General features: G+C 60.2%; 14 protein-coding genes and 2 pseudogenes. 11 read left to right on the top strand and 5 right to left on the bottom strand.

The window, feature by feature from the left end; genetic code table 11:
• The first annotated feature begins 165 nt into the window (after positions 1–165).
• Genes hmgA through maiA form a run of 3 tightly spaced genes read left to right on the top strand, consistent with a single transcriptional unit; the run spans position 166 to position 3,426 of the window.
• The gene (gene hmgA, locus ACQ4OB_RS24500) at positions 166–1,470 is read left to right on the top strand and encodes a homogentisate 1,2-dioxygenase (protein ID WP_430956619.1); all 1,305 of its coding nucleotides are present in this window, start codon (positions 166–168) and stop codon (positions 1,468–1,470) included.
• Positions 1,471–1,473: 3 nt separating this feature from the next.
• Positions 1,474–2,778, top strand: a complete 1,305-nt coding sequence (gene fahA, locus ACQ4OB_RS24495) for a fumarylacetoacetase (RefSeq protein WP_430956618.1) — start codon at positions 1,474–1,476, stop codon at positions 2,776–2,778.
• A 12-nt stretch (positions 2,779–2,790) separates the two neighbouring features.
• Positions 2,791–3,426, top strand: coding sequence for a maleylacetoacetate isomerase (maiA, locus tag ACQ4OB_RS24490; RefSeq protein WP_074873845.1), 636 nt, complete (start codon positions 2,791–2,793; stop codon positions 3,424–3,426).
• Between the two features lie 20 nt (positions 3,427–3,446).
• On the opposite strand, the gene ACQ4OB_RS24485 is transcribed toward maiA, so the two are convergent.
• Positions 3,447–4,250, bottom strand: coding sequence for a SirB1 family protein (locus ACQ4OB_RS24485; RefSeq protein ID WP_430956617.1), 804 nt, complete (start codon positions 4,248–4,250; stop codon positions 3,447–3,449).
• Positions 4,251–4,433: 183 nt separating this feature from the next.
• On the opposite strand from ACQ4OB_RS24485, the gene ACQ4OB_RS24480 reads away from it, so the two are divergent.
• The 5 genes from ACQ4OB_RS24480 (at position 4,434) to ACQ4OB_RS24460 (ending at position 9,037) form a co-directional block, all read left to right on the top strand.
• A complete protein-coding gene (locus ACQ4OB_RS24480; protein WP_102615058.1) occupies positions 4,434–5,453 on the top strand; it encodes a Glu/Leu/Phe/Val dehydrogenase family protein in 1,020 nt (339 codons plus the stop codon).
• 116 nt (positions 5,454–5,569) lie between these two features.
• A complete protein-coding gene (gene pdhA / locus ACQ4OB_RS24475) occupies positions 5,570–6,664 on the top strand; it encodes a pyruvate dehydrogenase (acetyl-transferring) E1 component subunit alpha (RefSeq protein WP_430956616.1) in 1,095 nt (364 codons plus the stop codon).
• Positions 6,657–7,643, top strand: a complete 987-nt coding sequence (locus tag ACQ4OB_RS24470) for an alpha-ketoacid dehydrogenase subunit beta (protein WP_430956615.1) — start codon at positions 6,657–6,659, stop codon at positions 7,641–7,643. Before pdhA ends, ACQ4OB_RS24470 begins: the two co-directional genes overlap by 8 nt.
• Positions 7,644–7,659: 16 nt before the next feature.
• Positions 7,660–8,760 carry a dihydrolipoamide acetyltransferase family protein gene (locus ACQ4OB_RS24465; protein WP_430956614.1) on the top strand — a complete coding sequence of 367 codons (1,101 nt, stop codon included), beginning with the start codon at positions 7,660–7,662 and terminating at the stop codon, positions 8,758–8,760.
• Positions 8,761–8,854: 94 nt separating this feature from the next.
• A complete protein-coding gene (locus ACQ4OB_RS24460; RefSeq protein ID WP_102615054.1) occupies positions 8,855–9,037 on the top strand; it encodes a transposase in 183 nt (60 codons plus the stop codon).
• On the opposite strand, the gene ACQ4OB_RS24455 is transcribed toward ACQ4OB_RS24460, so the two are convergent.
• Complete coding sequence (locus tag ACQ4OB_RS24455) at positions 9,001–9,183, bottom strand: hypothetical protein (protein ID WP_173860438.1); 183 nt, start codon at positions 9,181–9,183, stop codon at positions 9,001–9,003. The two genes, ACQ4OB_RS24460 and ACQ4OB_RS24455, sit on opposite strands and share 37 nt — an antisense overlap.
• A 36-nt stretch (positions 9,184–9,219) precedes the next feature.
• Here ACQ4OB_RS24455 and ACQ4OB_RS24450 point away from each other — a divergent pair.
• Both ACQ4OB_RS24450 and ACQ4OB_RS24445 read left to right on the top strand, forming a co-directional pair.
• Positions 9,220–9,417: pseudogene (locus tag ACQ4OB_RS24450) on the top strand (transposase domain-containing protein); the annotation flags it as partial.
• 8 nt (positions 9,418–9,425) lie between these two features.
• On the top strand, positions 9,426–10,031 hold the full coding sequence (locus ACQ4OB_RS24445) for a hypothetical protein (protein ID WP_102615053.1): 606 nt from the start codon (positions 9,426–9,428) through the stop codon (positions 10,029–10,031).
• Between the two features lie 276 nt (positions 10,032–10,307).
• Here the strand turns inward: ACQ4OB_RS24445 and ACQ4OB_RS24440 are convergent.
• A pseudogene (locus ACQ4OB_RS24440) lies at positions 10,308–10,562 on the bottom strand (YebG family protein); the annotation flags it as partial.
• 277 nt (positions 10,563–10,839) lie between these two features.
• Here ACQ4OB_RS24440 and ACQ4OB_RS24435 point away from each other — a divergent pair.
• A complete protein-coding gene (locus tag ACQ4OB_RS24435) occupies positions 10,840–11,340 on the top strand; it encodes a phosphate-starvation-inducible protein PsiE (protein ID WP_074873852.1) in 501 nt (166 codons plus the stop codon).
• On the opposite strand, the gene ACQ4OB_RS24430 is transcribed toward ACQ4OB_RS24435, so the two are convergent.
• Complete coding sequence (locus tag ACQ4OB_RS24430) at positions 11,337–11,651, bottom strand: DUF3509 domain-containing protein (protein WP_074873853.1); 315 nt, start codon at positions 11,649–11,651, stop codon at positions 11,337–11,339. The genes ACQ4OB_RS24435 and ACQ4OB_RS24430 overlap by 4 nt on opposite strands.
• A gap of 221 nt (positions 11,652–11,872) precedes the next feature.
• Complete coding sequence (locus tag ACQ4OB_RS24425) at positions 11,873–13,171, bottom strand: serine/threonine transporter (protein WP_430956613.1); 1,299 nt, start codon at positions 13,169–13,171, stop codon at positions 11,873–11,875.

Here is a 13,171-nt window from a genome sequence, read left to right as displayed (position 1 = left end):
GGAGGTGGTCTGATCCCGGGACGAATGGGCGTCTTTATAGCTTGACGGTCAATACCAATCAAATTACGTTAAGCGTAATCGAATTACGATTAAAATAACCCAGGCGTGCCGAGAGCTCTTCGACGGAGTGACAGGCCATTGCCTACTCCCTGTTCAGGAGGCTCCATGAACCTCGATTCAACGGCGCCCGAGCTGGCTTATCAGTCCGGCTTTGGCAACGAATTCAGCAGTGAAGCGCTGCCCGGCGCACTGCCCGTCGGCCAGAACTCCCCGCAAAAAGCCCCGTACGGTCTCTACACCGAACTGTTCTCCGGCACCGCGTTCACCATGCCTCGCAGCGAAGCGCGGCGCACCTGGATGTACCGCATTCAGCCGTCGGCCAATCACCCGGCGTTCGTCAAACTGGATCGGCAACTGGCCGGCGGCCCGTTGGGGGAAGTGACCCCCAATCGCCTGCGCTGGAACCCGCTGGACATCCCCAGCGAGCCGACCGATTTCATCGACGGCCTGGTGAGCATGGCTGCCAACTCCGGCGCGGAAAAACCGGCCGGGATCAGCATCTACAATTACCGCGCCAACCGCTCCATGGAGCGTGTGTTTTTCAACGCCGACGGCGAACTGCTGCTGGTGCCGGAACTGGGACGCTTGCGCATCGCAACGGAATTGGGCGTGCTGGAACTGGAGCCGCTGGAAATCGCCGTGCTGCCGCGCGGCCTGAAATTTCGCGTCGAACTGCTTGATCCGCAAGCTCGCGGCTACATTGCCGAGAACCACGGCGCGCCACTGCGCCTACCGGATCTGGGGCCGATCGGCAGCAACGGCCTGGCCAACGCGCGGGACTTCCTGACCCCGGTCGCGCATTACGAAAACCTCAAGCAACCGACCACCCTTGTGCAGAAATTCCTCGGCCAGTTGTGGGGCTGCGAGCTTGATCATTCGCCGCTGAACGTGGTCGCCTGGCACGGCAATAACGTGCCATACAAATATGACCTGCGCCGTTTCAACACCATCGGCACGGTCAGTTTCGATCACCCGGATCCGTCGATCTTCACCGTCCTGACGTCGCCGACGAGCGTCCCCGGTCTGGCCAATCTCGACTTCGTGATCTTCCCGCCACGCTGGATGGTCGCCGAGAAAACCTTCCGGCCACCGTGGTTCCACCGCAACCTGATGAACGAATTCATGGGCCTGATCAAGGGCGAATACGACGCCAAGGCCGAAGGTTTCGTGCCCGGCGGTGCGTCCTTGCACAGTTGCATGAGCGCCCACGGCCCGGACGGCGAAACCTGCACCAAGGCGATCAACGCCGAACTGGCCCCGGCGAAAATCGACAACACCATGGCGTTCATGTTCGAGACCAGCCAGGTGCTGCGCCCGAGCCAATTCGCCCTCGATTGCCCACAACTGCAAAACAATTACGATGCCTGCTGGGCCACGCTGCCCGCCACTTTCGACCCGACCCGGAGATAACCCATGACTCAGACAACCATCACTCGTAGCTGGGTTGCCTCCGCCAATGGCCATGCTGATTTCCCTCTGCAGAACCTGCCGCTGGGTGTGTTCAGCGTGAAGGGTTCGGCACCGCGCAGTGGCGTGGCCATTGGCGAACATATCTTTGATCTGGAAGCTGCACTGGACGCCGGGCTGTTCGATGGCGTCGCAAAAACAGCAGTCGAAGCCACCCGTGGCGGTCAGCTGAACGCGTTCTTCGAACTGGGTCGTGAGGCTCGCGTTGCCCTGCGCGAACGCCTGCTGGAACTGTTCAAGGAAGGCAGCACCCAGCGCGGCAAGATCGAAGCCCAAGGCGCAAAACTGTTGCCATTGGCGGCCAATTGCGAGATGCACCTGCCAGCGAAAATCAACGACTACACCGACTTCTACGTCGGCATCGAGCACGCGCAGAACGTCGGCAAACTGTTCCGTCCCGACAACCCGTTGCTGCCGAACTACAAGTACGTACCGATCGGTTATCACGGCCGCGCCTCGACCATTCGCCCGTCCGGTACCGATGTTCGCCGTCCGAAAGGCCAGACGCTGCCAGCCGGCCAGACCGAGCCGACGTTTGGCCCGTGCGCGCGTCTGGACTATGAGCTGGAGCTGGGCATCTGGATCGGTCAGGGCAACGAGATGGGCGACTCGATCGCCATCGGTGACGCTGCCGATCACATCGCCGGTTTCTGCCTGCTCAATGACTGGTCGGCGCGGGACATCCAGGCTTGGGAATACCAGCCGCTGGGGCCGTTCCTGTCCAAGAGTTTCATCACCAGCATCTCGCCTTGGGTGGTGACGGCCGAAGCGCTGGAGCCGTTCCGTCGTGCTCAGCCGGCACGTCCGGAAGGCGATCCACAGCCGCTGCCGTACCTGTTCGACAAACGCGATCAAGCGGCAGGTGCGTTCGACATCGAACTGGAAGTGCTGCTGCTCACCGAAGGCCTGCGCGAACAAAAACTGCCGGCTCATCGCCTGACCCTCAGCAATACCCGACACATGTACTGGACCGTGGCGCAAATGGTCGCGCACCACAGCGTCAATGGCTGCCAGTTGCAGGCCGGTGACCTGTTCGGTTCGGGCACGTTGTCGGGGCCTGAGAACGGTCAGTTCGGCAGCCTGCTGGAAATCACCGAGGGCGGTAAAAAGCCGATCGAACTCGCGTCTGGCGAGGTGCGCAAATTCCTTGAGGACGGCGACGAAATCATCCTGCGTGCCCGTTGCAGCCGCGAGGGTTTTGCCTCCATCGGTTTCGGCGAATGCCGGGGCAAAGTGCTGCCGGCGCGCTAAGAGGATCGGGTCATGGAACTCTATACCTACTACCGTTCGACTTCGTCCTTCCGGGTGCGCATTGCGTTGGCGCTCAAGGGCCTGGATTACCAGGCGTTGCCGATCAACCTGATCGCGCCGCCAGGTGGTGAACATCGGCAGCCGCCGTATCTGAGCATTAATCCACAAGGCCGCGTGCCGGCCTTGCGCACCGACGAAGGCGAGCTGCTGATCCAGTCGCCGGCGATCATTGAATACCTGGAGGAACGTTATCCACAGGTTCCGCTGCTCTCCAAAGACCTCGCCGCTCGCGCCCATGAGCGTGGCGTGGCGGCAGTGATTGGTTGCGACGTGCACCCGCTGCACAACGTCAGCGTGCTCAACAAGCTGCGGCAGTTGGGCCACGATGAACCGCAAGTGGTGGAGTGGATTGGGCACTGGATCAGCCAGGGGCTGGCGACGGTGGAGCAGTTGATCGGCGACGAGGGTTATTGCTTTGGTCCGACACCTGGGCTGGCGGATGTTTACCTGATCCCGCAGCTGTACGCGGCCGAGCGCTTCAGCATTTCACTTGAAGCGTATCCGCGGATTCGTCGAGTGGCGGCGTTGGCGGCGACGCATCCGGCATTCATCGAGGCGCATCCGGCGAACCAGCCGGACACCCCTTAAAACCATCGGATCTTTTGCTTTTAATGGACGATGGAGTTTGGCGGCAAATGCCCCAACCGTTCAGTCAGGCGAATCCGCTGAATCGGGTCGTCACTGAGCAGCAGGGCATGTTCGAGGTCGAAGCGCTCGGCATTCGGGCAATCCAGCCGTTGATAGAGGCTGGCCCGGGCCAGGTAGTCGGAAGCACTGGCGTTGCCCAGTTCCAGCACGCGTTCGGCGTCGATCAGGGCGCCGATGTAGTCATCGTTGGAAAGGTGTAACTGACGCAGGTTGCGCGACAGCCGCTGCAGCATTTGCACCGGCTCGGCGGTGAGCAAATGCTCGGCGCTGAGTTTCATGTTCGGGCCGTATTGGCGTTGCAGCAGTTCCCGGCAGTCGTTGGGGTACAAACGACGCCCGCCGCAGGGGTCGAGCAAGTGATCGGCGCCCGGCACCCGCAACAGGAAATGCCCGGGGAAATTGACCCCGACCATGGGGATCTCCAGACCTCTAGCCAGTTCCAGGGCAACCAATCCCAGGCTCAGCGGCTGCCCGCGCCTGCGTTCCAGCACTTTATTGACCAGCGCGACTTGCGGGCGCAATGGCGTGGAGGAGTCCTGAGCGAATCCCAGGTCATTCATACGCCGTAACAACGGCTGGGCCAACTCGCTCACCGGCAACATCGGCAAGCCCTGACTGACCCGTTGTTGCAGGTCCTTGAGATCGTTCAGTACCGCCTCGCAATTGACGTCACTGTCGTGTTCGGCGGCAATCCACAGCGCCGCCTCGAACAGCGCGGGCGGTGAACGTTGCAGACAGTCGAAAAAACGTTGGCGGGGGGTCATCAAAATCTCCGGCTAATGCCTCGTTTTAGCCCCGTCTCCGGCATTCGTCCAGTGCCGGACATGGGCGGTTGACGGTTATGTCCGAAAGTCTGCATGGCGTCGTCGCTTATTCCGGCGCGCTTCTGCAATTTTCGGGCGCAAGCCTATACTGGCGACTACAAGAAGTGATTCGGGAGCCCTACGATGTTCGCTCTCATGCAAAGCACTCGCCTTGAATCCCTGCATCTGAGCGTCGACTCGGTCACCGGGTTGAAGGCGGTCATTGCCATTCATAACAGCCGTCTGGGACCAGCCCTGGGCGGGTGTCGTTACCTTGCCTATCCCAGCGACGAATCCGCCGTCGAGGATGCGGTGCGTCTCGCTCAAGGCATGAGTTACAAGGCGGCGCTGGCCGGCCTGGCTCAGGGCGGCGGCGTGGCGGTGATCGTCCGCCCGGTGCATGTGGAAAACCGCGCCGCGCTGTTCGAAGCTTTCGGGCGTTGCATCAACCAGCTCGACGGCCGCTACATCACCGCCATCGACAGCGGCACCTCAGTGGCGGACATGGATTGCATCGCCCAACAGACCCAGTACGTCACCAGCACCACCGCGGCGGGCGACCCGGCACCGCACGCGGCGATGGGCGTGTTCACCGGTATTCGTGCCACCGCCATGGCCCGGCTGGGCAGCGATAACCTCGAAGGCCTGCGAGTGGCGATTCAAGGGCTTGGCAACGTTGGTTTTGCCCTCGCCGAACAGCTGCACGCCGCCGGTGCCGAACTGCTGGTCAGTGACATCGATCACGGCAAGGTCCAACTGGCGATGGAACAACTTGGCGCTCATCCGATCGCCAACGACGCGCTGCTCAGCACTCCTTGCGATATTCTCGCGCCCTGCGGTCTTGGTGGCGTGCTCAACAGCCACAGCGTGACGCAATTGCGCTGCGCGGCGGTGGCGGGCTCGGCGAACAACCAACTGACCCACCTGGAAGTCGCGGATCAACTGGAGCGGCGGGGCATTTTGTATGCGCCGGATTACGTGATCAATTCCGGCGGGCTGATCTACGTCTCGCTCAAGCACCGTGGTGAAGAGCTATCGACCATCACCGCACACCTGTCGAAAATCAGCTCCCGGCTGACCGAAGTCTTCGCCCATGCCCAAGCGGAAAAACGCTCGCCGGCCCGCGTGGCTGACGAGTTGGCGGAGAAAGTGCTGTATCGATGAAGTTGAACCGATGAAGGAGTGAGGGCCTATCCGGCAGACTTGCTCCCAAAGCCTTGGCGCCACGAGCGTCAGGCTTGACTGACGCACGCTGACGCGGCGTGCCAGGAGCCCCTGTGATGCCTCACAAGGTTGAGCTGCCTTACACCCGATTTTTATCCCCTGACGGCCAATTGCTCGGCGAACTTCCTGCCTGGGCCGACGATTTCAATTTGCTGACGCGCCTTTATCGGCAGATGGTCCTGACCCGCCTTTTTGATCAGAAAGCCGTCGCCCTGCAACGCACCGGGCGCATCGGCACGTATGCGCCGACCTTGGGCCAGGAAGCCATTGGCGTGGCGGTGGGCAGCTTGATGCACGCCGAAGACGTGCTGATTCCGTATTACCGCGACACCGCCGTGCAATTGATGCGCGGCGTGCGCATGGAAGAAATTCTCCTGTATTGGGGCGGTGACGAGCGCGGCAGCGACTTTGCCGAACCGGCGGCGGCCCAAGACTTTCCGATCTGTGTGCCGATTGCTACCCAGGCCCTGCATGCCTGCGGCGTAGCCAGTGCATTCAAAATCCGCGGCGAACATCGGGTCGCTGTCACCACCTGCGGCGACGGCGCCACCAGCAAGGGCGATTTCCTCGAAGCCCTCAACGTCGCCGGTGCCTGGCAGTTGCCGGTGGTGTTCGTGGTCAATAACAACCAATGGGCGATTTCGGTGCCACGACGGATTCAGTGCGGCGCCCCGACCCTGGCACAGAAAGCGATCGGTGCCGGGTTTCACGGTGAGCAGGTCGACGGCAATGACATGCTCGCGGTTTACGACCGGGTACAAGCGGCCCTCGAACGGGCGCGTCACGGTAAAGGCCCGGTGTTGCTGGAATGCCTGAGCTACCGCCTCGGCGACCACACGACAGCCGACGATGCCACACGCTACCGGTCGGCAGACGAGGTCAAGCAAGCCTGGCTCGAAGAACCGGTCAAACGCCTGCAACGTTTCATGGTCGACCAGGGCGTGTGGGACGAAGGCCGCGAACAGGCGCTGATCAGCGAATGCCATGGCTTGGTGCAGCAGGCTGTGGATAACTTCGAAGCAGCGGGTCTTCAGGCGCCCGAATCGATCATGGATCACGTCTACGCCCAATGGCCGGCGTCCCTCGCCGGGCAGCGTGAAGAGTTGCTCGAAAGGGCGGCGCGCCGCGCGGGAGATGCGAGCCATGAGTAACGGCAAAGTCACGTTGCTGGAAGCGGTGAATCTCGCGCTGCATCGGGCGATGAGCGAAGACGAGAACGTCATCGTCCTCGGTGAGGATGTCGGAGTGAACGGCGGCGTGTTTCGCGCCACCCAAGGGCTGCGCGACAGCTTTGGCTTCAAGCGCGTCATCGACTCGCCGCTGGCCGAAACCATGCTCGGCGGACTGGTGGTCGGCATGGCCGCCCAGGGCCTGAAACCGGTGGTGGAAATCCAGTTCATGGGTTTCATCTACGCGGCCATGGAACACCTGGTGTCCCACTCCAGCCGCATGCGCAATCGCACCCGCGGGCGGATCACCTGCCCGATGGTGATGCGCACGCCGATGGGCGCAGGGATTCGCGCGCCGGAACATCACAGCGAAAGCACTGAAGCATTGTTCGCGCACATTCCAGGGCTGCGGGTGGTGATTCCGTCATCGCCGGCCCGGGCCTATGGCTTGTTGCTGGCGGCCATCGATGACCCGGACCCGGTGCTGTTCCTCGAACCGACCCGGCTCTATCGCATGAACCCGCAACCTCTGTTGGACGATGGCAAGCGCCTGCCGCTGGACAGCTGTTTCACCCTGCGCGAAGGCAGCGACATCACGCTGATCAGCTGGGGCGCCAGTGTGATGGAAACCCTGCAAGCCGCCACCGCATTGGCCGAGCGGGGCGTCTCGGCGGAAGTGATCGATGTCGCGAGTATCAAGCCACTGGACCTCGACACCATGGAAGCCTCGGTGCGCAAGACCGGTCGTTGCGTGATCGTTCATGAAGCGCCGCGCTCCTGTGGCGTCGGTGCGGAAATCGCCGCGAGCCTCTATGAGCGGGTGTTGCTGGATTTGCAGGCACCGATCCAGCGCGTTACCGCGCCGGACATTCCGCCGCCGCTGTATCGACTGGAATTGCTGTACATGCCCAACGTCGAGGACATTCTTCAGGGCTGCGACAACGTTCTTCACTTTGCCTGAGCCCAAGGAGGTCACGATGAAATATTTCAAACTGCCGGATCTGGGCGAAGGTTTGCAGGAGGCGGAAATCGTCCGCTGGCACGTCAACATTGGCGATGACGTCAAGGCCGATCAATTGCTGGTATCGGTAGAAACCGCCAAAGCCCTGGTGGATATTCCCGCACCCTACGACGGCGTAGTGGCAAAACTTTACGGCGGAGAGGGCGACATCGTTCACGTTGGTGAGCCCTTGCTCGGTTACGAAGGCGAAGCCGATGCGGGCACCGTAGTGGGGCGACTCGAAGGTGGCGGCAGCAGTCAGGAAGACTCGTTTTTCATCGGCGCGGCTCCCTCGACCCGAGAACACCTGGCGACTCGCGCCACCCCGGCCGTGCGGCAACTGGCCCGGCAACTCGGCGTGGAGTTGAGCGGGGTGACGGGTTCTGGCCACGAGGGGCAAATCACCCGTACGGATGTGGAAAACGCGGCACAAACTGAACTGGATCGCTTCGGCGGCGAACGGTTGCGCGGTGTGCGGCGCAGCATGGCGCTGAACATGGCCCGGTCCCACGCCGAAGTCGTGCCGGTGACGATTTTCGGTGATGCCGACCTGCATCGCTGGGGTCAGGCCCGCGAACCGCTGATTCGTCTCGCCAAGGCGATGGCGGCCGCGTGCGCCGTGGAGCCGGTGCTCAACAGCGCTTTCGACGGCAAAAGCCTGTCGCTCAAACAACACGAACGGCTCGACCTGGGCATCGCCGTGGACACCCCGGACGGCTTGTTCGTGCCAGTGCTGCGCGATGTCGGTCATCGCACTTCGGCTGATTTGAAGGAAGGCGTCATGCGATTAAGGGCCGACGTGCAGGCGCGATCGATTCCGCCCAAGGAAATGATGGGAGCGACCCTGACGCTGTCGAATTTCGGCACCTTGTTCGGCCGCTACGCCAACCCGGTGGTGGTGCCGCCGCAAGTGGCGATCCTCGCCGCTGGCGCGATCCGTGACGAACCGGTGGCGGTCGACGGCGCTGTAGTGGTGCATCCGGTTTTGCCGCTGTCCCTGACTTTCGATCATCGCGTGGTCACGGGAGGCGAGGCGGCGCGTTTCTTCAAGGCGCTGGTCGAGGCGTTGGAGCGTTAGCATCCGGCCAAATCACCTTCCGAACTCCAGCTTTAGGGACGATGGTGTCCGCGTATTTTAAGCGGACGCGATCACCCTTATCGCCAGGGTTTTCATGTGCCTACGACGCTGTTGTCCCAAATCGTTCAAGGCCCAGGTTGTTCAGGATTGCCTGCAACCCGGAGCAATCATCTCCAGCGCTGCTATCAGCCACGGCATCAATGCCAACGTCATTCGCAAGTGGATGCCGCTCCACCGGGGTCAGCCAGCAGCATTCGGCATGCCCCGAAAGTCATAGTGAATTGCGAGCAGCTTCAGGCCTTGTGCTGGGGCTGCCCAAGGCAGCGAGGCGGTGCGGTCGGATCGATCACAGTGCTTTGACACCTTCCGGTAGCCCATCGGTTTATCGCTGCTGATCGCCTGCTCTGGCACAATCAGCGGCATGACGTCCTCACGACCAGATGACTATGGAACAGCTGAATCCGACCGTGGGCACTTGCGCGCTCGAACTGGTTGTTTGCCGGGTCGTTATGCAGCGGAAAATGGGCGGCGGCGATCATGAGCCTGATCCAGTCAGCGCGCATGAATGGGTATGGCCCGTATGCCTATCTTAAAAATGTGCTGATGCGGCTGCCGACACAGCGAGCAAGTGAGATCATGGCGCAATTAACGGAGTAGTCATAACGATGATATTGGTTGTTGAGGGTATCAGCGCCAGTGGGAAAACCACTTGGTGCGATAAGCATGGAGGGCAACATGTCATTCCTGAAAACGGCCGTTTTGAAAACGAGCCAGATCGGATAAAGGATCCGGTCGGAGCGGCAACTTTTTGGGCAGAGCGAAACGTGGATCGCTGGCAAACGGCGCTGGCCATGGAAGACATTTCTTCGTGGGCTTTGTGTGACAGTGACCCTCTCAAGCTCCACTACATTTGGAGTCTTTGGCAGATCGACGAGGCGAGCGAACACGACTGGCGAATAGAGTTGGACGCTACAAGAGAAACGATCGCACAAGGACGTATTGGCTTTGCTGACTGTTACATTGTTGGCCGCATAGATCCTCAGCTCGCGCGCGAACGAGCCAAAGCAGACACCACCCGCCGACGGAGTAGATTCGAGCTACACGTGCGCCTCCAACAAGCTCTGCTGACCTGGTACTCAGCTATGAATGAAGCGCTTCCCGGCAGAGTGCGATTCGGGTTCCCTTCAAAAATGCCCACCGTAGAAAACCTTGATGAAAGATACTCGGTAACGGCCTTTGATCAAATGATCGCATCGCTCCCCAAAAAATAATCAGCCCTCTTGCCGACAGGGATTTGAGAGGCTAATGCAGAGAACGTGAATTGACGTGAAAGCAATGTATAGGCGTATTAGTCAGCCGCTTTCGCTGGAACAACCCGAAGCCTGACTTTTTGCAGGCATGAAAAAGGCCCTGAGTCGTTTGACTCAGGGCCTATTCAATTCGGGCGTTGCTTACTTGGCAGCCTTGGGCGCTTTAGCTGGCTTGATCGGCTCAGCGACTTCAACAGGTGCAGGCGCTTCAACGGGGGCAGCCTTTTCAACGACTTCAGCAGGTGCGTTCAGCAGTTCGGACAGAGCATCCGGCTGGCTCTTGAACGCCTTGGCGAACACATCGCGGTTCTTCGCCATGTAGATCCCGGCTTCTTCCACTTGCTGTTCGGTCAGGGACGGAACGGCTTTTTGCAACACTTCGGCCAGCAACTCGGCCAGTTCGAGCATTTTGTCATGACGGTCAGCTTCGGCTTTATCCATGAACAAGCGCTCCAGATCTCGGCTGCTGCGGTATACCACTTCGACGGCCATTCACCACCTCACATGCCTTCACATTAAGTTGTCTTGTCGACCACTGTATTTATATACAGCGAAAAGGATAAGCGAATCCCTGCGCTTTGGGTAGTGGCTTTTTAATGTAGACCGAAATCAGGGTTTGTGAGGTGCAGGTGCGACCAAACGCCACGGAGCGCGTTTTAGAGCACCTCGCCATCATGTGGCAGGCGCCTCTGGCCTTTTTTCTGCATGCAGAACAACCGTCACGTCAAACCCGCATCATCCGCTCGAACCGAGCTAAGGAAGAATCACCGTGAAAATCAACTGGGCCGAGAAACTGCGGCAGAACGTGCATCAATTGGCCGAGTCCCTGGGCAACCTGTTCGTCGAGACCTTCCACTACCTGGCGCTGTTCGCCATCGGTGCAGTCACCGCGTGGGCGGCGGTGATGGAATTTCTGGGGATGATCGAAGAAGGGCATATCAAGATCGATGACATCTTGCTGCTGTTCATCTACCTGGAATTGGGGGCGATGGTCGGGATTTACTTCAAGACCAACCACATGCCGGTGCGTTTCCTGATCTACGTGGCGATCACCGCGCTGACGCGACTGCTGATCTCCAACGTCTCGCATCACAACCCGCCGGATATCGGCATCATCTACCTGTGCGGCGGGATTTTGCTGCTGGCGTTTGCGATTCTGGTGGTGCGTTACGCTTCGTCGCAATTCCCTTCGGTGAAGATCGAACACCCGCAACGCAAGATTGGTGCGGGTTCCGGTGAGCATCCCGAAGTGGAGAAGGGCGAGATTTAGAACCTCATCGCGGGCCGGCTGTGGCCTTTGACGCGTGGCGGCGGCAGGTTGTGGTCGCCGTCGGTCATGGCTTCGAGGATGGCCACGGCGCTGTGGCCCTGTTCGATGGCAATGCCGAACTGAATGCTTTGCACCAGGCGTTTGAGGCGCAGGGGGTCATTGCGTTGTTCGGCGCTGATCATCCGTTTGGCGACCACATGACCGTTGTTGGACAGGGTCAGCATAATGCTGCCATCCAGGCCCTGAATGCTCAGGTTAATTTGATAATCCGCTGCAAAAGCATCGGTAATGAGCTGAAAAGGGTTGTCCATGATGCGTCACCGCCTGAATTGAACGTGCAGTTGTTGACCGGCCATGATCGGGGTTAGTTCGCAACACCAGACCACCGGCACATCGCTCTCGCTGAGGTTTTCAAAAGTCCTTTTGCCTCACAGGTGACGTAGCAAGGGCCATGCCGCAAAAATTGTCGAACAATAGACACGGCAAAAAAGAAGGCGGACTCTGTGGCCCGCCTTCTTTTTTCCTGCCCGTTTCAGGGCATGAATGAGTAGATGATCGCAGACAGTGCAATCAAACCGATCAACACCACGAACACGTTCGACACCTGACCCGAATACTGGCGCAAGGCCGGCACTCGACGGATGGCGTACATCGGCATCAGGAACAGCAGGCACGCGATGATTGGCCCACCGAGGGTTTCGATCATGCCGAGGATGCTCGGGTTGAACGTCGCCACGGCCCAGCAGCTGAGGATCATGAACAGCGCGGTCACGCGGTTCAGCCAGTTCGCCGACATCACCCGGCCACGACCGCGCAGGCTTTTCACGATCAGCCCCTGGAAGCCTTCGCTGGCGCCGATGTAATGGCCGAGGAAGGACTTGGTGATTGCCACCAGCGCAATCAGCGGCGCCGCGTAAGCGATGACCGGCGTCTGGAAGTGGTTGGCCAGGTACGACAGGATCGAGATGTTCTGCGCCTTCGCCGCCGCCAAATCAGCCGGCGACAAGGCCAGCACGCAACTGAAGCAGAAGAACATCACCGTCACCACCATCATGGCGTGGGCGATGGCGAGGATGCCGCTGCTTTTGCGTTCGGCCTGTTCGCCGTAACGTTGTTTCTGATCGACGGAGAAGGCAGAGATGATCGGCGAATGGTTGAACGAAAACACCATCACCGGGATCGCCAGCCACAAGGTCTTGAAGAACAGCGGCATCGGCATGCCTTCACTGGCGGTGGCGAAGAATGCGCCGTTCCAGTTCGGGATCAGACTCAAACCGAGCAGCAGCAACGCTGCAACGAACGGATAAACCAGCACGCTCATGCATTTGACGATGACACCCTGGCCGCAACGGACGATGGCCATCAGGCCGAGGATCAGCGCCAGCGACAGAATCGCCCGTGGTGGCGGGGCGATGTGCAACTGATGCTCCATGAAGCTGCTCAAGGTGTTGGTCAGCGCCACGCTGTACACCAGCAGAATCGGGAAGATCGCAAAGAAATACAGCAGCGTGATCAGCTTGCCGGCACCGATGCCGAAGTGTTCTTCCACCACTTCGGTGATGTCCCCGGAACGCCCGGACAACACGAAACGGGTCAGGCCGCGGTGGGCGTAGAAGGTCATCGGGAACGCCAGTACTGCCAGGATCAGCAGCGGCCAGAAACCGCCTACGCCGGCGTTGATCGGCAGGAACAGCGTGCCGGCGCCGATGGCTGTGCCATAAAGGCCAAGCATCCAGGTGGTGTCGTGTTTGTTCCAGCCTTTGTGGGTTATTTCGCTATTGCGCAGGTCTACAGCAGGATTATCGGCAGCAGGTGTACGTACATCGGTCAT

This window comes from Pseudomonas sp. ES4, assembly GCF_050586665.1.
Taxonomy (GTDB): domain Bacteria; phylum Pseudomonadota; class Gammaproteobacteria; order Pseudomonadales; family Pseudomonadaceae; genus Aquipseudomonas; species Aquipseudomonas frederiksbergensis.
This window is presented reverse-complemented; position numbering and strand designations above follow the sequence as displayed.